Below are 16,214 nucleotides of genomic sequence, written 5' to 3'. Positions count from 1 at the left end.
GTCAGTGACCTGAGGTCGCCTTCAGCCCCACCACGGCGACCAGCAGCAGGCACACGAAGAAGATCCGGGCGGCGGTGGCAGGCTCCCCCAGCACGGCCATACCGACCACCGCCGCCCCGGCCGCGCCGATCCCCACCCACACGCCGTAGGCGGTACCGATGGGCAGGGTCTTGGCGGCTTGGGACAGCAGCAGCATGCTGACGACGATTCCGGCGCCGGTGAGAACGCTGGGGAGCGGGCGGGTGAAGCCGTCGGTGTACTTCATACCGATCGACCACCCGACTTCGAGCAGACCGGCGACGACGAGCAGAACCCAGGCCATGACGGGCACCTCCGAGAGACAGGCTGACGGTGTCGGTGCGTCGTCTTTGCCTTGGTCCCGGTACGGCGCGTCTCGTCGGGTCCCTCCAACGTAGCAAACACCACGAGGAGAGGGCCGGTGACAACGGTCACCGGCCCTCTCCTCGTACGCGGGAACTACAGGTAGAGGCCCGTAGAGTCCTCCGAGCCCTCGAACCGGTCCGCGGCCACGGCGTGCAGATCACGCTCGCGCATGAGCACGTACGCGATGCCCCGCACCTCGACCTCGGCGCGGTCCTCCGGGTCGAACAGAACCCGGTCGCCCGGCTCCACGGTCCGCACGTTCTGCCCCACCGCGACGACCTCGGCCCAGGCCAGCCGCCGGCCGACCGCCGCCGTGGCGGGAATCAGGATGCCGCCGCCGGAGCGCCGCTCGCCCTCGCTGGTGTCCTGCCGCACGAGTACGCGGTCGTGCAGCATCCGGATGGGCAGCTTGTCCGGATGGGTGCTGTGCTCGTTCCTCTTGGCGCTCACGCCCTGAAACCTACCTGTCTTCGCCGGATGCGTACGCGGTCGGGTCAGCCCTTGCGCCGCCGTGTGCCGAGGGCGAGCAGCCCGACCACACCGACCACCACGAGGGCGACCGGCACGACCCGCTCCAGGCGCGGCGCCCCGTCCTCGCCGACGAAACGGGCCCGCACATCGGTGACGGCCCGGTTGACCCCCACGTACGCCCGGCCGAGGGTGTGATCGATATTGGACGCCACCTTGGCCTTGGCGTCCCCGACGATCGTCTTCGGGTGCACGCGCACCCCGATCTCGTCGAGGGTCTCGGCCAGGGTCTCGCGGCGGCGCCTGATGTCCGCCTCGATCTGCGCCGGGGTCCTGGTGTCCGCCGTGTCCGCCACCGTGTCGCCTCCGAAGTCGGTATAAAGCCTGTGCCGGACAGTCTGTCAGCTCCACGGCTCATAGCACCGTCAGCACCCCCGGTTAGGCTGGTCCGATGAGCGAGCGACTCCAGCCGGGGGACGTGGCCCCCGCCTTCACCCTGTCCGACGCCGACGGCACCGAGGTGTCCCTGGCGGACCACAAGGGCCGCAAGGTCATCGTGTACTTCTACCCGGCTGCCCTCACCCCCGGCTGCACCAAGCAGGCCTGCGACTTCACGGACAACCTGGAGCTGCTGACGGGCGCGGGCTACGACGTCATCGGCATCTCCCCCGACCAGCCCGAGAAGCTGGCCAAGTTCCGCGACAAGGAGTCCCTGAAGGTCACCCTGCTGGCCGACCCGGACAAGCAGGTCCTGGAGTCCTACGCCGCCTTCGGCGAGAAGAAGAACTACGGCAAGACCTACATGGGCGTCATCCGCTCCACGATCGTCGTGGACGAGGAGGGCAAGGTCGAGCGCGCCCTGTACAACGTCCGAGCGACGGGCCACGTGGCCAAGATCATCAAGGATCTGGGGATCTGAGGCCCCACTGATTCCGCTGGAGCGGCTCGTACCGGGAAAGCCCGGCACGAGCCGCTCCGCTTTTCGTGCGTGACCGTCCGATAGTCGGTTCGTTACTCCGTGCGAGATCACGAACGGGTGGTCGAGGACGGGGGGCGTGCGATGGGGGCCAGTGCGTACACCAGGGAGCGGCTGGAGGAGGCGGCTCGGGGGGCGCGGACGTTGTCGGAGGCGTTGGGGAGGCTGGGGGTGGACCCCCGGAGTTCGACGCGGCGGTACGTCTTCGAGCGGATGAAGAAACTCGGGGTGGACGTGTCGCACTTCGAGCGGGACGGGGTGAAGTGGACTCGGGACGTCCTTGAGCGGGCAGTCGCGGCATCGACGAACATCTGCGAGGTGCTGCGGCATCTCGGGCTCGAGGTGGTGGGCGGGCATCACACGCACATCAGCCGGCGGATCAAGGCGTACGGGATCGACACGTCGCATTTCACGCCGGTGGTACGAACCGAGCGGATGCGATACAACCAACGTCGCCGGACCGCCGACGAGATCCTGGTCGAGGTTACGTCGGCCCAGCGCGTCCCGAGCAGTCGGCTCAAGAGGGCCATGCGCGAGCTGGGTGTAGACGAGCGCTGCGCCTTGTGCGGCGTTGAAGGGGTCTGGCTAGGGGAACCGCTGCCCCTGGAGGTAGACCACATCGACGGCAACTGGCGTGACAACCGGGTCGAGAACGTGCGCCTTCTCTGCCCCAACTGCCACTCGACGACGGACAGTTACCGGGGCCGCAGCCGGGAGGGCGCCTCATGAGCCGTCGACGCGCACGGCCCACACTCGAGGAACTGCGCGTTGCGGTCGTCGAGTCCGTCTCCCTCGCAGAAGTGCTGCGCCGCCTGGGACGGCCGGACAACGGCGGGCAGAGGGCCACCTTGCGCCAGCGGATCGCCGAGGAACACCTCGACACGGCACACTTCCTGGGACAGGCACACAACCGAGGCAAGCCCGGAACGATCCCTGCCAAGCTCCCCGAGGAAATTCTGGTCCGGCACGCCGGCAAGCACAGGACCACGACCTCCCTGCTGCGCCGCGCCCTCAGCGGTATCGGCGTGCCCGAGCAGTGTGCACGGTGCGGGATCGGCCCCGAGTGGCGGGGCAAGCCCATGACACTGGAGGTGGATCACATCAGCGGGGACTGGAGTGACGACCGGCGGGAGAACCTGCGGTTGCTGTGCCCCAACTGCCACGCGATCACCAGCACCTGGTGCCGGGGAGGCAAAAGTCGGCAAGCTGCTCCCGGTACGATGACAGGCGGCTAGCGGCGGTGGCGCAACGGCGACGCAGCAGGTTTAGGTCCTGTGGCCCCTGACCGGGCTTGAGGGTTCGAATCCCTTCCGCCGCACGAGATACGGCCTGCGAATCGAAGACTCGATCCGCAGGCCGTTTCTCTGGGCTCAGCCCAACAGCTCCCGCACCACCGGCACCAGCGCCCGAAACGCCTTCCCCCGGTGGCTGATCGCGTTCTTCTCCTGCGGGGTCAGTTCCGCGCAGGTTCGGGTCTCGCCCTCCGGCTGGAGGATCGGGTCGTAGCCGAAGCCGCCGGAGCCGGAAGGCTCGTGGCGGAGGGTGCCGCGGAGTTGGCCCTCGACCACGCGCTCCGTGCCGTCGGGCAACGCCAGCGCCGCCGCGCAGGCGAAGTGGGCGCCCCGGTGTTCGTCGGCGATGTCGGAGAGCTGGGCGAGGAGGAGGTCCAGGTTGGCCTTGTCGTCGCCGTGCCGGCCGGACCAGCGGGCGGAGAAGATGCCGGGGGCGCCGTTCAGGACGTCGACGCAGAGGCCCGAGTCGTCGGCGACCGCGGGGAGGCCCGTCGCCTGGGCCAGGGCGTGGGCCTTGAGCAGGGCGTTCTCGGCGAACGTCACGCCCGTTTCCTTGACGTCGGGGATGTCCGGGTAGGCGTCGGCGCCGACGAGTTCGTGGGGCAGTCCTGCTTCGGCGAGGATCGCGCGGAGTTCGGTGATCTTTCCGGCGTTACGGGTGGCGAGGATCAGGCGGGTCATGGCCCCCAGTATCGCCGCCGGGCCGGGGCGCCCCTTCAGGGGCGCGGGGAACTGCGCGATCGACCACGGCGAACCCGCGGTCGACCACCGGCAGAACCCCGCACACGAGAACCCCGGCCAAGCTAGCGCAGCGTCACGGCGTGCAGACCTTCGTCAGCTCGCCCGCCGCGTCCGTGACCGGGCTGATGTCGGGCGTCTCGTCGCCGTTCTTGACCGACGTACGGACGTTGTCCACGGCCTTGTTCAGATCGTCCACGGCCTTATTGACGTCCGTGTTGTCGGTTTTGTCGCCGATCTCGCCGAGGTTCTTGTCGATGGAGTCGAGGGACTCGTCGAGCTGCGTCGGGTCGTTGGCCGCGTTGTCCACGGCCTGCTGGAGTTCCGTGACGCTGTCGGCGATGGCGTCGGCGGTCTGGACGCAGTCCAGCGCCTTGTCGACGGCGGCGCAGCCGGTGGTGAGTCCGGCGGTCAGCGCGACGGCCGCCAGGGTGGCGGCGACGGCTGCGGTGCGGCGTCGGCGGCTCGCGGCCATGGAACGGTCCCTCTCGTCGGTCGGGCCGGTCGGCCCGCGTGGCTGGCCGAGCGCACAGGGATGAGCCGTGCGCTCGTACCTCTTCAGACGCGAGCATGCTCGGCGCGGTTGCCCGCGCCGAGCATCTGTCTTGGTGCGCCCTTTACTTTTCGAGGACGGTATCGAGCGCGGTGCGCTGGTGGGCGGCGAGTTCCGTGCAGCCGGCGACGGCGAGGTCGAGGAGGGCGTTGAGTTCGTCGCGGGCGAAGGGTTCGGCCTCGGCGGTGCCCTGGACCTCGACGAAGCGGCCGTCGCCGGTGCAGACGACGTTCATGTCGGTGTCGGCCTTGACGTCCTCCTCGTAGCGGAGGTCGAGGAGCGGGACGCCGCCGACGATGCCGACGGAGACGGCGGAGACCGTGCCGGTCAGGGGCTGGCGGCCGGCCTTGATGAGCTTCTTGCGCTGGGCCCAGGCGATGGCGTCGGCGAGGGCCACGTAGGCGCCGGTGATGGCGGCCGTGCGGGTGCCGCCGTCGGCCTGGAGGACGTCGCAGTCGAGGACGATGGTGTTCTCGCCGAGTGCCTTGTAGTCGATGACGGCGCGCAGCGAGCGGCCGATGAGGCGGGAGATCTCGTGGGTGCGGCCGCCGATGCGGCCCTTGACGGACTCGCGGTCGCCGCGGGTGTTGGTGGAGCGGGGCAGCATGGAGTATTCGGCGGTGACCCAGCCTTCGCCGCTGCCCTTGCGCCAGCGCGGGACGCCTTCGGTGACGGAGGCGGTGCAGAAGACCTTGGTGTCGCCGAAGGAGACGAGGACGGAGCCTTCGGCGTGCTTGCTCCAGCCACGTTCGATGGTGATCGGGCGGAGCTGCTGGGGGGTGCGGCCGTCGATTCGAGACATGCCGCTGAGCCTAGCCGCACCTGCGGAAGGGGCCCTTCCCGCGGTGGAGAAGGGCCCGCGCAGGTGACCTCAGGGGGTGAAGCCGGGGATGATCCCCGCTCTTCACATCAAGTCTTCGATCTCCGCGGCGATGGGGTCGGCGTCGGTGCCGATGACGACCTGGATGGCGGTGCCCATCTTGACGACGCCGTGGGCGCCGGCGGCCTTCAGGGCGGCCTCGTCGACCTTGGCGGGGTCCACGACCTCGGTCCGCAGGCGGGTGATGCAGCCCTCGACCTCTTCGATGTTGTCGATGCCGCCGAGCCCGGCAACGATCTTCTCAGCCTTGCTGGCCATCTCTGTTCTCCCTGATCCGAACCGCTTGGTCGCAGTAGTCCAGTTGTCTACACCACAAGCCCGGCTCTCGACAAAGCACCGGGGCGTGATCGTCGGAACGGGCGGAATTGGCGGGTTCCACTCGTTCGGCCTACCGTGCTACAACTGGTCTACACCACTCACTGGTGGAGGTCGCGCGGTGGAGACCGCGCTCCCCTTTTGAGACGCCGCCGTCCCCCGTCGAACTCTTCCTGGGCGGCGCCGTGCCCCATGGAGGAAGTTCATGTCCACAGACACAGCCGCGCCCGCGAGCCCGAAGAAGGGGACTGCGGTGATGGCGGTCCTGCAGCGTATCGGCCGCAGCCTCATGCTGCCCGTCGCGGTGCTGCCGGCCGCCGCCCTCCTGGTCCGCCTCGGCAACACCGACATGCTGGGGCGGGAGTCGTTCCCCGGGTTCATCACCAAGATCGCGGGCTTCATGGCCGCCGGCGGCAACGCGATCCTGGACAACATGGCGCTGCTGTTCGCCGTGGGCATCGCGATCGGCTTCGCCAAGAAGTCGGACGGCTCGACCGCGCTCGCGGCCGTGGTCGGCTACCTCGTCTTCAAGAACGTGCTCGCCACCTTCACCGACCCGAACCTGCCGCAGGTGGCGACGGCCGTCGACGGCAAGGTCGTCATGGTGGACGCGCCGGTGGACGCCAAGGTGCTCGGCGGTGTGGTGATGGGCCTCGTCGTCGCCCTGCTCTACCAGCGCTTCTACCGCACCAAGCTGCCTGACTGGGCGGGCTTCTTCGGCGGTCGCCGCATGGTTCCGATCCTGTCCGCCTTCGCGGGCCTGGTCATCGGCGTCGTCTTCGGTTACGTCTGGCCGGTCCTCGGCACGGCGCTGCACAACTTCGGTGAGTGGCTGGTCGGCTCCGGAGCCGTCGGCGCGGGCATCTTCGGTGTCGCCAACCGCGCGCTGATCCCGATCGGCATGCACCACCTGCTGAACTCCTTCCCCTGGTTCCAGGCGGGCACGTACGAGGGCAAGAGCGGCGACATCGCGCGCTTCCTGGCCGGTGACCCGACCGCCGGGCAGTTCATGACCGGCTTCTTCCCGATCATGATGTTCGCGCTGCCCGCCGCCTGTCTGGCGATCGTGCACTGCGCCCGGCCGGAGCGCCGCAAGGTCGTCGGCGGCATGATGTTCTCGCTCGCGCTGACCTCGTTCGTCACCGGTGTCACCGAGCCGATCGAGTTCACGTTCATGTTCATCGCGCCGGTGCTGTACGCGATCCACGCCGTGCTGACCGGTGTGTCGATGGCGCTGACCTGGGCGCTGGGGATGAAGGACGGCTTCGGTTTCTCGGCCGGCGCGATCGACTTCGGTCTGAACCTGGGCATCGCGACCAACCCGTGGGGCCTGGCCCTGGTGGGCCTGTGCTTCGCGGCGGTCTACTACGTGGTCTTCCGCTTCGCGATCACCAAGTTCAACCTGCCGACGCCGGGCCGCGAGTCCGACGAGGAACTCGCCGAGCTCCAGAAGGCGGAGGCGAAGTAGCCGCCCCGTACACGGTGAAGGCCCCGGAACCGCTCGGTTCCGGGGCCTTCGCGCGCGTGGACGATCAGATTTCGTACGTCTGCCTCGGTGCCGCGAGGTCCACCGGCCCGTCGTACACCGCGCGGGCGTCGTCGACGTTGACCTGGGGGTCCGTCCACGGCGGGATGTGGGTGAGGACCAGATGCCGGGCGCCTGCCCGGGCTGCTGTCTCGCCCGCTTCGCGGCCGTTGAGGTGCAGGTCGGGGATGTTCTCCTTGCCGTGCGTGAACGCCGCCTCGCACAGGAACAGGTCGGCGTCCCGGGCGAGTTCGTCCAGGGCGGGGCTGATGCCCGTGTCGCCGGAGTACGTCAGCACCTTGCCGTCGTGTTCGATGCGGATGCCGTACGCCTCCACGGGGTGGGCCACCCGCTCGGTGTGCACCGTGAACGGGCCGATCTCGAACGTGGACGGCTTGACCGTGTGGAAGTCGAAGACCTCACTCATGGAGGAGGCGGAGGGGGTGTCCGCGTAGGCGGTGGTCAGCCGGGCTTCCGTGCCCTCGGGTCCGTAGACCGGGAGCGGATCGCAGCGGCCGCCGTCGTGGCGGTAGTAGCGCGCGACGAAGTACGCGCACATGTCGATGCAGTGGTCAGCGTGCAGATGGCTGAGGAAGATCGCGTCGAGGTCGTAGAGACCGCAGTGGCGCTGCAGCTCGCCCAGGGCACCGTTGCCCATGTCGAGAAGCAGCCGGAAGCCGTCGGCCTCGACGAGGTAGCTCGAGCAGGCCGATTCCGCGGACGGGAACGACCCCGAGCAGCCGACGACGGTGAGCTTCATGAAGCAGAAACCTCCGCTGGCGGGAAAGTCTGTGTAAGGGGCGTCGGGGGTCGTGCGGTTTGTCGAGCGTAAGGCGCAAAACCTCCGGTAGCTCCTCCGCCAAGGGCCGTTGTGGGCGAACTCACCTGTGGTGTCACCGGTTCGGGCGGCAGGGCCGGGCGTGATCCTTGTGAGGAAGGGCGCATGGGAGGGATGGCGCCGGTAACGTCTCAGTATGGACACGTCCTGGTGGCTGGCGCTCGCCGCGGTGGTACTGCTGGCGCTTGTCGCCACGCTCGTCGACGGCTGGGGGCGCCGCTCGTCGGCGCGGCGGGGCAGGCGAGTGGCACCGGCCACCGCGGTGGCGGGTCTGCCGCAGCCGGCGGAGATCTGGTGGGCGGACGTGCCCTACGAGGACCTGGCGCGGACCAAGGACCGGCCGTGTCTGGTGCTGGCGGTGCGCGGGGAGCGGGTGACCGTCGCGAAGATCACCACGCGGTTCCGGGACGAGCGGGGCGGGGTCATCCCGCTGCCGCCGGGCTCGGTCGGCGATGCCAGGGGCCGTGCGAGCTTCCTGGAGACGGACGAGCTGCGGGAGGTCCCGGTGTGGGGCTTCCGGCGCCGGGTCGGGGTGGTGGATCCGGCGCTGTGGGACCGGGTGCGGTATCTGGCGGGGTGAGACGCAAGAAGGCTGGAGCGCGATGGCTCCAGCCTTTCCTGTCGGTGTGGACCAGGAGCCCTACGCCCAGAGCTGTCCCTGGAGCGTCTCGATGGCCTCTTCCGTCGTGGTCGCCGTGTAGACGCCCGTCGACAGGTACTTCCAGCCGCCGTCCGCGACGACGAAGACGATGTCGGCCTGCTCGCCGGCCTTCACGGCCTTCTTGCCCACGCCGAGCGCGGCGTGCAGCGCGGCGCCCGTCGAGACGCCGGCGAAGATGCCCTCCTGCTGGAGCAACTCCCGGGTACGGGTGACCGCGTCGGCCGAACCGACCGAGAAGCGGCTGGTGAGGACGGACGCGTCGTACAGCTCGGGGACGAAGCCCTCGTCGAGGTTGCGCAGGCCGTAGACCAGGTCGTCGTAGCGCGGTTCGGCGGCGACGATCTGGACGTCGGGCTTGTGCTCACGCAGGTAGCGGCCCACGCCCATGAGCGTGCCCGTGGTGCCGAGGCCCGCCACGAAGTGGGTGACGGAGGGCAGGTCGGCGAGGATCTCCGGGCCCGTCGTCGCGTAGTGGGCGCCCGCGTTGTCCGGGTTGCCGTACTGGTAGAGCATCACCCAGTCCGGGTGCTCGGCGGAGATTTCCTTGGCGACGCGCACGGCGGTGTTGGAGCCGCCCGCGGCCGGGGAGGAGACGATCTCGGCGCCCCACATGGCGAGCAGGTCCCGGCGTTCCTGGGAGGTGTTCTCCGGCATCACGCAGACGATGCGGTAGCCCTTGAGCTTCGCCGCCATGGCCAGCGAGATGCCGGTGTTGCCCGACGTGGGCTCCAGGATGGTGCAGCCCGGGGTCAGGCGGCCGTCCTTCTCCGCCTGTTCGATCATGTGCAGGGCCGGCCGGTCCTTGACCGAGCCGGTCGGGTTGCGGTCCTCCAGCTTCGCCCAGACGCGGACGTCGGAGGACGGCGACAGCCGCGGCAGGCGCACCAGGGGGGTGTTGCCCACCGCGGCCAGGGGTGAGTCGTAGCGCATGGGTGATCAGACCATGCCGCCGGCCACGGCCGGCAGGATCGTGACGTTGTCGCCGTCCGACAGCTTGGTGTCGATGCCGTCGAGGAAGCGCACGTCCTCGTCGTTCAGGTAGACGTTGACGAAGCGGCGCAGCTGGTCGCCGTCGACGATGCGGGCCTGGATGCCCGGGTGCCGGGTCTCGAGGTCGGTGAACAGCTCGGCGAGGGTGTCACCGCTGGCCTCCACCGCCTTCTGGCCGTCGGTGTACGTGCGGAGGATGGTCGGGATGCGGACCTCGATGGCCATGGCTTCAGGGCTCCTGTCGGGAGTAGTCGGTCGGGGCGCGCGGCAGCGCAGGAACAGCGGGTTGGGCGTGTGTGCAGCGCCGCGGCTCACGGCCGTACGGCGGCAGGGACCTGCTTCAACAGATGGCGCTGGCGAGCCTGCACAGGTCGACGTGCAGCCGCGCCACGAGCAGCTCGCCCGGCGTCTTGTCGCTCACGTCATCGAAAACCATGGGGTCATCGTATCGATTCCCGGTCCGGGTACTGGAATGTGATCCCACATCGCGGACGGTTGCGGGCCGGGGAGTGAGACCGCGCTGCTCAGGGCTTGTCCGGGGCTTGCTTCAGGCCTGCTCAGTACGCCTCGACGACCCGGACCTCTTCCTCCGTGACCTCGCCCTCGACGATACGGAACGAGCGGAACTGGAACTCGCCGGCCCCGTCGGTGTCGGCGGTGGAGACGAGGACGTAGTGGGCGCCCGGCTCGTTCGCGTAGGAGATGTCGGTGCGGGAGGGGTAGGCCTCGGTCGCCGTGTGGGAGTGGTAGATGATCACCGGCTCCTCGTCGCGGTCGTCCATCTCGCGGTAGAGCTTGAGCAGGTCGCCGGAGTCGAACTCGTAGAACGTGGGCGACATGGCCGCGTTCAGCATCGGGATGAAGCGCTCGGGGCGGTCCGAGCCCTCGGGGCCCGCGATCACGCCGCACGCCTCGTCGGGGTGGTCCTTGCGCGCGTGGGCGACGATCTGGTCGACGAGGGCCTGGGTGAGGGTCAGCATGCTGGTCAGGATAAGCAGAAGGGCCGTTCCGTACCGAGGGTTGGTACGGAACGGCCCATATGCCGGACGCCCTGAGCGGCAGCGGCAGGGAGTGCCACGAGTACTCCCTGCCGCTGGGCGTCCTGACTGGTTCGGTTCCGGCGGGTTCGATGCCGGCGGGTTGGTCAGCCGACCTTCTCGAAGTCCGGGTCGCGGCGCTCGGCGATCTGCGGGTTGCGGCCCTTGAGGATCGCCCAGCCGATACCGAGGGCGACGGCCCAGCCGGCGGCGACGTACAGGCAGACCCGTGCGTCCTTGTCGTACGCGATCATGCAGGTCACGCCGATGAGGAAGACGAGCGCGACCCAGCTGAAGAGCGCTCCGCCGGGGGCGGGGAAGGACGAGGCGCGCAGCCGGCCCGCGTCGACCGCGGCGCGGTAGCGGATGTGGCTGACGAGGATCATCATCCAGGTCCAGATGCCGGCCGCGGTGGCGACGGAGGTGACGTAGAGGAACGCCTTCTCGGGGACGACGTAGTTCAGGACGACGCCGATGCCCATGAGCGCCACGGAGACCGTGATGCCGACGGCGGGCGTCTTGCGGGCGTTGAGCTTGCCGAACGCCTGCGGGGCCTCGCTGTTGGCGGCCAGGTCGCGCAGCATCCGGCCGGTCGAGTACATGCCCGAGTTGCAGGACGACAGGGCGGCGGTGAGCACCACGAAGTTGACGATGCCCGCGGCGAGCGGGATGCCGATCTTGCCGAAGGCGTGGACGAAGGGGCTCTCGCCCGCGGAGAACTCGGTCCACTTGACGACGGAGAGGATCACCAGCAGCGCGCCGACGTAGAAGACGATGATGCGCCAGGGCAGGGTGTTGATGGCCTTGGGCAGGGTCTTCTCGGGGTTCTCGGACTCGCCCGCGGTGACGCCGACGAGCTCGACGGCGAGGTAGGCGAACATGACGCCCTGGAGCGTCATCAGGCTGGAGCCGATGCCGTTCGGGAAGAAGCCGTCGTGCGCCCAGAGGTTGGAGACGGTGGCGGTGTCACCGGCGTCGGAGAAGCCGAGGGTGAGCACGCCGAGGCCGATGACGATCATGCCGATGATGGCCGTGACCTTGATCATCGAGAACCAGAACTCGACCTCGCCGAAGATCTTGACGGAGATCAGGTTCACGCCGAAGAGCACCACCAGGAACACCAGGGCGCTGACCCATTGCGGGATCTCGGGGAACCAGAAGTGGATGTAGATCGCGGCGGCCGTGAGTTCGGCCATGCCGGTGACCACCCACATGAGCCAGTAGGTCCAGCCCGTGACGAACCCGAAGAACGGGCCGAGGAATTCGCGGGCGTACTCGGCGAAGGAGCCGGAGACGGGCCGGTAGAGGAGCAGTTCGCCCAGGGCCCGCATGATGAAGAAGATGACGACGCCCGCGAGGGCGTACATGAGGATGATGCTGGGGCCGGCCTTGGCGATGTTCGCCCCGGCGCCCATGAACAGGCCGACGCCGATGGCGCCGCCGATGGCGATCATCTGGACCTGACGGCTGCCGAGTCCGCGCTCGTACCCCTCTTCGGGGACGTTTTCCGTGTCGACCTGCGCAGAGGTCATGTGTGGTGCGCCTTTCTCCATGCCGATCCTGGCCTCTCCTCGGCCTCGGATCGGGTCTCGATCCCCCCGGAATGATGGAGCTGAGCGGGCCCCGGAGGGCCGCTCGTGCCTGGCCGACGGTTGTCGGCTCGGTGGCGCACCCGGCCGAACATTCGGGTGGTGTCGGCCGGGCGGTCGTGAAGATTTATCACGGCCGCAACATTGATCACATGGCTGATTTGTGACGCACCGCACAGGGAGAACCGGACAAAGCGCAGCCGAAGACGGCATAGAAGGCGGGCGCGGTGACGCGATCGTTATCCGGATTTGAGTGTCCTCTGAGCGAACACCGATCGGTCACCCACTGCTCACAAGACCTGCACTGACCAGGGCATCAGCGTCAACTGATCACGGCATGAGCGTGCTGACCAGCGTCTCCTGGAGTCCGCCCAGCCACAGATAGGCCATCACCATCGGCTTGCGCGGGTCCTCGTCCGGGAGGCGATAGAGGAGGTCGCTGTCCTCCTCATCGGTGATTTCCAGCCGCGAGCCGATCGCGAGCCGTAGATCGTTCAGGGCGCCCAGCCACTGCTGCGACTCCTCCGGCGACAGCTTCAGCACGGCACCGCCCTCACCGGCCGAGGCCGAGGAGAGCGCGTCCAGGGAGCGGATCACCGCGAGGGCGCTGTCGCGCTTGCCGGCCCGCAGGTCGTTCTCGGTGTAGCGGCGGAACTCGGAGGAGTGGGCCCGCTGCTCCTCGGCGTCACGGGGCGAGGCGGGCTGCTCGGGGTCGCTGTAGGCGTCCGGGAAGAGCCGCTTGAGCACCGGGTCGGTGGGCGGCTCGCTCGGGCCCTCCGCGAACAGCTCGGCGAGCGGGTCGTCGGGGGCGTCCTCGGCGGGGCCGGGGCCGATGAGCTCCAGGAGCTGGACGGCCAGCGACCGGATGATGGAGATCTCGACGTCGTCGAGGGCGACGGCCGCGCCGCCGCCGGGAAGCGGTTCGAAGGTTCCGGGCATGAACGCCTTTTCGCTGCTGGGCGGGCTGCTGGCTACTTGCGGTCCTGCTGGAGAGTGGCCCACAGGCCGTAGCCGTGCATGGCCTGCACGTCGCGCTCCATCTCCTCGCGGCTGCCGCTGGAGACGACCGCCCGGCCCTTGTGGTGGACGTCCATCATGAGCTTGGTGGCCTTGTCCTTGGAGTAGCCGAAATACGTCTGGAAGACGTACGTCACATAGCTCATGAGGTTGACCGGGTCGTTGTGGACGATGGTGACCCAGGGGACGTCCGGCTCGGGGACGGCGAAAACCTCCTCCGCCGACTCGGTCCGTTCGATCTCCAGGGGTGCGGGTGACGTCACACGCCCATGCTGCCACCCGAGGGGGGTAGTCGCACAAACGGGCTTGCGGGCACGGAGCCTTGATGCAAATCGTCAGACTGACGAAATGGGGGTACGATCCTGCCATGAACACAGCGGACCTTGGGCTGCCGGTGGACGTTCCCTCGACGGCGCTCTTCACGGACCAGTACGAGCTGACGATGCTGCGGGCCGCGCTCGAGGCGGGCACGGCCGAGCGGCGGAGCGTGTTCGAGGTCTTCACCCGGCGGCTGCCGAACGGGCGCCGCTACGGCGTCGTGGCGGGCACCGGGCGGGTGCTGGACGCGGTGGAGAACTTCCGCTTCGACCCGGGCGTCCTCGGCTTCCTGCGCGAGCGGGGGATCGTGGACGAGCAGACGCTCGAATGGCTCGCCGGCTATCGCTTCAGCGGGGACATCTGGGGCTACCCCGAGGGCGAGGTGTACTTTCCGGGCTCGCCGATCATGCGGGTCGAGGGCACCTTCGCCGAGTGCGTGCTGCTGGAGACCGTGATCCTGTCGATCCTCAACCACGACTCGGCGATCGCCGCGGCGGCCTCGCGGATGTCGTCGGCCGCCGGTGGCCGGCCGCTGATCGAGATGGGCGCCCGGCGCACGCACGAGCTGGCGGCGGTGGCGGCGTCCCGGGCCGCGTACGTCGGCGGCTTCGCGACCACCTCCGACCTCGCCGCGGGATTCCGCTACGGCATCCCGACCGTCGGCACCTCCGCGCACGCCTTCACCCTGCTGCACGACAGCGAGCGGGACGCCTTCCAGGCCCAGGTGAACACGCTCGGGCGGGGCACGACCCTGCTCGTCGACACGTACGACGTCGCCGAGGCGGTCCGCACCGCCGTGGAGGTCGCCGGCACCGACCTGGGGGCCGTACGGATCGACTCCGGCGATCTGCTGCTGGTGGCGCACCGGGTGCGGCAGCAGCTGGACGAGCTGGGCGCGACCGGTACGAAGATCGTGGTGACCTCGGACCTCGACGAGTACGCGATCGCCTCGCTGGCGGCGGCGCCGGTGGACGCGTACGGCGTCGGTACGCAGCTGGTGACCGGCTCCGGGCATCCGACGTCCTCGATGGTCTACAAGCTGGTCGCGCGGGCCGAGTCCACCGACCCGAAGGCGCCGCTGGTGCCGGTGGCGAAGAAGTCGACCGGGGGCAAGACGTCGGTGGGCGGACGCAAGTGGGCCGCGCGGCGGCTGGACGCGTACGGGGTGGCCGAGGCCGAGGTGATCGGCACGGGGCCGGTGCCGGCCGGGCTCGCGGACCGGCAGCTGCTGGTGGAGCTGGTCAAGGGTGGTGAGGTGGTGGCCCGCGAGCCGCTGGACGCGGTCCGCGACCGGCACGCGGCCGCTCGCGCGGGGCTTCCGATGTCGGCGACGCAGCTCTCGCGCGGGGAGCCTGTCCTTCCCACGGAGTACGCGCACGGGGCCTCGGGTAGCTAAGGGGGTGTGCCGCTGTGGGCCGACCGACCCGTACCCCCTCCCGCCCGCTCTCCGCTGTCAATAGGCTCGGACGTTCACCGGCCGGGCTTGCCGACCTCATAGCCGAAGGACACCGACCATGCGCCGCGCCTTGATCGTCGTAGACGTGCAGAACGACTTCTGCGAGGGGGGCAGCCTCGCGGTGTCCGGCGGTGCCGATGTGGCTGCCGCCGTCACGGAGCTGATCGGGCAGGCGGCCGGGTCCGGCTACCAGCACGTGGTGGCCACCCGCGACCACCACATCGCTCCCGGCGGCCACTTCTCCACGAACCCGGACTACGTCCACTCCTGGCCCGCGCACTGCGTCGCGGGCACGGAGGGCGTCGGCTTCCACCCCAACTTCGCCCCCGCGGTCGCTTCCGGTTCGATCGATGCCGTGTTCGACAAGGGGGCGTACTCGGCGGCGTACAGCGGCTTCGAGGGAGCGGACGAGAACGGCACGAACCTGGCCGACTGGCTCCGCTCCCGCGAGGTGACCGAGGTCGACGTGGTCGGCATCGCCACGGACCACTGCGTCCGCGCCACGGCCCTTGACGCGGCCCGGGAGGGCTTCCGCACCCAAGTCCTCCTGGACCTGACGGCAGGCGTCTCCCAGGAGACCACGGAACGGGCCCTGGAGGAGCTGCGCGAGGCGGGCGTGGAACTGTCCGGGAAGCCGGTCGTCCAGTAACTGAGCCCGCCCCGGACCGGGACCAGCCCAGGGCTACGGCTGCGGATGCCGACCGGCGCTTCCCACCGACGCCCCGGACACCCGAGCGGGCCCGGGCGGGCCCGGGCTGGGCGTATCCGGCCGGGCCGACGGGATGATCACCCTCGGCCGAGACCACCGGCAGACCCAGGTGGGACATGCCCCACAGCGTGCCGAGCCGCTGCGCGCGCCGGCAGCGGGATCACATCCTGCGGGGCGGCCGACAGACGCCCGGCTGACCCCGGGCAGGCGCGCAGCCGGCCATGAGCCCACAACGGCCCGCCCGGTCCCGCTGGGTCGGCGGGCTGATCGCACTGGGTCACGCCCGCAGCAGGCCCGGCCGCGGCTCCTGGCGACCGGATCACACCCGGCCAGGCGGCCGACAGACACCCCGTGGCCCCAGGCAGGGCGCATCCGGCCATGAGCCCACAACGGCCCGCCCGGTCCCGCTGGGTCGGCGGGCTGATCGCACTGGGTCACGCCCGCAGCAGGCCCGGCCGCGGCTCCTGG

At 69.6% G+C, this 16,214-nt stretch carries 22 protein-coding genes, 1 tRNA gene and 1 riboswitch; of the genes, 8 read left to right on the top strand and 15 right to left on the bottom strand.

The window, feature by feature from the left end; genetic code table 11:
* Position 1: 1 nt before the first annotated feature.
* The 3 genes from ACZ6I3_RS17765 to ACZ6I3_RS17755 form a co-directional block, all read right to left on the bottom strand.
* A complete protein-coding gene (locus tag ACZ6I3_RS17765; protein ID WP_184593181.1) occupies positions 2–322 on the bottom strand; it encodes a DMT family transporter in 321 nt (106 codons plus the stop codon).
* Between the two features lie 34 nt (positions 323–356).
* Positions 357–424: riboswitch (guanidine-III (ykkC-III) riboswitch) on the bottom strand.
* Positions 425–477: 53 nt separating this feature from the next.
* Entirely contained in the window at positions 478–834 is a 357-nt protein-coding gene (locus ACZ6I3_RS17760; RefSeq protein ID WP_010040015.1) for a GroES family chaperonin, read from the bottom strand.
* Positions 835–878: 44 nt separating this feature from the next.
* The gene (locus ACZ6I3_RS17755; protein WP_215121117.1) at positions 879–1,208 is read right to left on the bottom strand and encodes a DUF3618 domain-containing protein; all 330 of its coding nucleotides are present in this window, start codon (positions 1,206–1,208) and stop codon (positions 879–881) included.
* A gap of 95 nt (positions 1,209–1,303) precedes the next feature.
* On the opposite strand from ACZ6I3_RS17755, the gene bcp reads away from it, so the two are divergent.
* From bcp to ACZ6I3_RS17735, 4 genes are all read left to right on the top strand, one after another.
* On the top strand, positions 1,304–1,771 hold the full coding sequence (gene bcp, locus ACZ6I3_RS17750; RefSeq protein WP_184593187.1) for a thioredoxin-dependent thiol peroxidase: 468 nt from the start codon (positions 1,304–1,306) through the stop codon (positions 1,769–1,771).
* A gap of 141 nt (positions 1,772–1,912) precedes the next feature.
* Positions 1,913–2,557, top strand: a complete 645-nt coding sequence (locus ACZ6I3_RS17745) for an HNH endonuclease signature motif containing protein (RefSeq protein WP_469415708.1) — start codon at positions 1,913–1,915, stop codon at positions 2,555–2,557.
* Complete coding sequence (locus ACZ6I3_RS17740) at positions 2,554–3,063, top strand: HNH endonuclease (protein ID WP_469415549.1); 510 nt, start codon at positions 2,554–2,556, stop codon at positions 3,061–3,063. The genes ACZ6I3_RS17745 and ACZ6I3_RS17740 overlap by 4 nt, the downstream gene beginning before the upstream one ends.
* A tRNA-Leu gene (locus ACZ6I3_RS17735) sits at positions 3,063–3,146 on the top strand. The genes ACZ6I3_RS17740 and ACZ6I3_RS17735 overlap by 1 nt, the downstream gene beginning before the upstream one ends.
* Positions 3,147–3,198: 52 nt before the next feature.
* Here the strand turns inward: ACZ6I3_RS17735 and rdgB are convergent.
* The 4 genes from rdgB to ACZ6I3_RS17715 form a co-directional block, all read right to left on the bottom strand.
* Entirely contained in the window at positions 3,199–3,801 is a 603-nt protein-coding gene (rdgB, locus tag ACZ6I3_RS17730; protein WP_469415548.1) for an RdgB/HAM1 family non-canonical purine NTP pyrophosphatase, read from the bottom strand.
* A 133-nt stretch (positions 3,802–3,934) separates the two neighbouring features.
* Positions 3,935–4,333, bottom strand: a complete 399-nt coding sequence (locus tag ACZ6I3_RS17725) for a hypothetical protein (RefSeq protein ID WP_469415547.1) — start codon at positions 4,331–4,333, stop codon at positions 3,935–3,937.
* Between the two features lie 142 nt (positions 4,334–4,475).
* Positions 4,476–5,213, bottom strand: a complete 738-nt coding sequence (gene rph / locus ACZ6I3_RS17720; RefSeq protein ID WP_469415545.1) for a ribonuclease PH — start codon at positions 5,211–5,213, stop codon at positions 4,476–4,478.
* Between the two features lie 102 nt (positions 5,214–5,315).
* A complete protein-coding gene (locus ACZ6I3_RS17715) occupies positions 5,316–5,549 on the bottom strand; it encodes a PTS sugar transporter subunit IIB (RefSeq protein WP_189723936.1) in 234 nt (77 codons plus the stop codon).
* Between the two features lie 262 nt (positions 5,550–5,811).
* On the opposite strand from ACZ6I3_RS17715, the gene ACZ6I3_RS17710 reads away from it, so the two are divergent.
* Positions 5,812–7,074: a PTS transporter subunit EIIC gene (locus tag ACZ6I3_RS17710; protein WP_469415543.1), complete on the top strand. Its 1,263-nt coding sequence runs from the start codon at positions 5,812–5,814 to the stop codon at positions 7,072–7,074.
* 64 nt (positions 7,075–7,138) lie between these two features.
* On the opposite strand, the gene ACZ6I3_RS17705 is transcribed toward ACZ6I3_RS17710, so the two are convergent.
* Positions 7,139–7,891: an MBL fold metallo-hydrolase gene (locus ACZ6I3_RS17705; protein ID WP_469415541.1), complete on the bottom strand. Its 753-nt coding sequence runs from the start codon at positions 7,889–7,891 to the stop codon at positions 7,139–7,141.
* A 214-nt stretch (positions 7,892–8,105) separates the two neighbouring features.
* Between ACZ6I3_RS17705 and ACZ6I3_RS17700 the strand changes: the two genes are divergently transcribed.
* Positions 8,106–8,549: a type II toxin-antitoxin system PemK/MazF family toxin gene (locus ACZ6I3_RS17700; protein ID WP_469415539.1), complete on the top strand. Its 444-nt coding sequence runs from the start codon at positions 8,106–8,108 to the stop codon at positions 8,547–8,549.
* A gap of 60 nt (positions 8,550–8,609) precedes the next feature.
* Here ACZ6I3_RS17700 and ACZ6I3_RS17695 read toward each other — a convergent pair whose 3' ends face one another.
* The 7 genes from ACZ6I3_RS17695 to clpS form a co-directional block, all read right to left on the bottom strand.
* Complete coding sequence (locus ACZ6I3_RS17695) at positions 8,610–9,560, bottom strand: PLP-dependent cysteine synthase family protein (protein WP_469415537.1); 951 nt, start codon at positions 9,558–9,560, stop codon at positions 8,610–8,612.
* A 6-nt stretch (positions 9,561–9,566) separates the two neighbouring features.
* Positions 9,567–9,845: a MoaD/ThiS family protein gene (locus tag ACZ6I3_RS17690; RefSeq protein WP_469415536.1), complete on the bottom strand. Its 279-nt coding sequence runs from the start codon at positions 9,843–9,845 to the stop codon at positions 9,567–9,569.
* Positions 9,846–9,960: 115 nt separating this feature from the next.
* Positions 9,961–10,056 carry a putative leader peptide gene (locus ACZ6I3_RS17685; protein WP_391097848.1) on the bottom strand — a complete coding sequence of 32 codons (96 nt, stop codon included), beginning with the start codon at positions 10,054–10,056 and terminating at the stop codon, positions 9,961–9,963.
* Positions 10,057–10,177: 121 nt separating this feature from the next.
* Positions 10,178–10,600, bottom strand: a complete 423-nt coding sequence (locus tag ACZ6I3_RS17680; protein WP_469415534.1) for a M67 family metallopeptidase — start codon at positions 10,598–10,600, stop codon at positions 10,178–10,180.
* Positions 10,601–10,764: 164 nt separating this feature from the next.
* Positions 10,765–12,189 (bottom strand): amino acid permease, encoded by a 1,425-nt coding sequence (locus ACZ6I3_RS17675; protein ID WP_469415532.1) that lies wholly within the window; start codon positions 12,187–12,189, stop codon positions 10,765–10,767.
* A 387-nt stretch (positions 12,190–12,576) separates the two neighbouring features.
* Positions 12,577–13,185 carry a DUF2017 domain-containing protein gene (locus tag ACZ6I3_RS17670; protein WP_469415530.1) on the bottom strand — a complete coding sequence of 203 codons (609 nt, stop codon included), beginning with the start codon at positions 13,183–13,185 and terminating at the stop codon, positions 12,577–12,579.
* Positions 13,186–13,217: 32 nt separating this feature from the next.
* Complete coding sequence (clpS, locus tag ACZ6I3_RS17665; RefSeq protein WP_382494581.1) at positions 13,218–13,526, bottom strand: ATP-dependent Clp protease adapter ClpS; 309 nt, start codon at positions 13,524–13,526, stop codon at positions 13,218–13,220.
* 104 nt (positions 13,527–13,630) lie between these two features.
* On the opposite strand from clpS, the gene ACZ6I3_RS17660 reads away from it, so the two are divergent.
* Entirely contained in the window at positions 13,631–14,977 is a 1,347-nt protein-coding gene (locus ACZ6I3_RS17660; protein ID WP_469415529.1) for a nicotinate phosphoribosyltransferase, read from the top strand.
* A 118-nt stretch (positions 14,978–15,095) separates the two neighbouring features.
* On the top strand, positions 15,096–15,686 hold the full coding sequence (locus ACZ6I3_RS17655; RefSeq protein ID WP_469415527.1) for a nicotinamidase: 591 nt from the start codon (positions 15,096–15,098) through the stop codon (positions 15,684–15,686).
* Positions 15,687–16,214: the final 528 nt, after the last annotated feature.

Source organism: Streptomyces sp. NPDC041940, from assembly GCF_055589465.1.
Note: the sequence above shows the minus strand (reverse complement) of the source record. Positions and strands in the feature narration are given on the sequence as shown.

Excerpts from the sequence above, each read along its gene's own strand:
- ACZ6I3_RS17715 (WP_189723936.1), bottom strand. The coding sequence starts at position 5,549 with ATGGCCAGCAAGGCTGAGAAGATCGTTGCCGGGCTCGGCGGCATCGAC.
- rdgB (WP_469415548.1), bottom strand. The coding sequence starts at position 3,801 with ATGACCCGCCTGATCCTCGCCACCCGTAACGCCGGAAAGATCACCGAA.
- ACZ6I3_RS17740 (WP_469415549.1), top strand. The coding sequence starts at position 2,554 with ATGAGCCGTCGACGCGCACGGCCCACACTCGAGGAACTGCGCGTTGCG.
- bcp (WP_184593187.1), top strand. The coding sequence starts at position 1,304 with ATGAGCGAGCGACTCCAGCCGGGGGACGTGGCCCCCGCCTTCACCCTG.
- ACZ6I3_RS17655 (WP_469415527.1), top strand. The coding sequence starts at position 15,096 with ATGCGCCGCGCCTTGATCGTCGTAGACGTGCAGAACGACTTCTGCGAG.
- ACZ6I3_RS17685 (WP_391097848.1), bottom strand. The coding sequence starts at position 10,056 with ATGGTTTTCGATGACGTGAGCGACAAGACGCCGGGCGAGCTGCTCGTG.
- ACZ6I3_RS17695 (WP_469415537.1), bottom strand. The coding sequence starts at position 9,560 with ATGCGCTACGACTCACCCCTGGCCGCGGTGGGCAACACCCCCCTGGTG.
- ACZ6I3_RS17745 (WP_469415708.1), top strand. The coding sequence starts at position 1,913 with ATGGGGGCCAGTGCGTACACCAGGGAGCGGCTGGAGGAGGCGGCTCGG.
- ACZ6I3_RS17690 (WP_469415536.1), bottom strand. The coding sequence starts at position 9,845 with ATGGCCATCGAGGTCCGCATCCCGACCATCCTCCGCACGTACACCGAC.
- ACZ6I3_RS17680 (WP_469415534.1), bottom strand. The coding sequence starts at position 10,600 with ATGCTGACCCTCACCCAGGCCCTCGTCGACCAGATCGTCGCCCACGCG.
- ACZ6I3_RS17725 (WP_469415547.1), bottom strand. The coding sequence starts at position 4,333 with ATGGCCGCGAGCCGCCGACGCCGCACCGCAGCCGTCGCCGCCACCCTG.
- ACZ6I3_RS17670 (WP_469415530.1), bottom strand. The coding sequence starts at position 13,185 with ATGCCCGGAACCTTCGAACCGCTTCCCGGCGGCGGCGCGGCCGTCGCC.
- ACZ6I3_RS17700 (WP_469415539.1), top strand. The coding sequence starts at position 8,106 with ATGGACACGTCCTGGTGGCTGGCGCTCGCCGCGGTGGTACTGCTGGCG.
- ACZ6I3_RS17660 (WP_469415529.1), top strand. The coding sequence starts at position 13,631 with ATGAACACAGCGGACCTTGGGCTGCCGGTGGACGTTCCCTCGACGGCG.
- ACZ6I3_RS17705 (WP_469415541.1), bottom strand. The coding sequence starts at position 7,891 with ATGAAGCTCACCGTCGTCGGCTGCTCGGGGTCGTTCCCGTCCGCGGAA.
- rph (WP_469415545.1), bottom strand. The coding sequence starts at position 5,213 with ATGTCTCGAATCGACGGCCGCACCCCCCAGCAGCTCCGCCCGATCACC.
- ACZ6I3_RS17765 (WP_184593181.1), bottom strand. The coding sequence starts at position 322 with ATGGCCTGGGTTCTGCTCGTCGTCGCCGGTCTGCTCGAAGTCGGGTGG.
- ACZ6I3_RS17710 (WP_469415543.1), top strand. The coding sequence starts at position 5,812 with ATGTCCACAGACACAGCCGCGCCCGCGAGCCCGAAGAAGGGGACTGCG.
- ACZ6I3_RS17675 (WP_469415532.1), bottom strand. The coding sequence starts at position 12,189 with ATGACCTCTGCGCAGGTCGACACGGAAAACGTCCCCGAAGAGGGGTAC.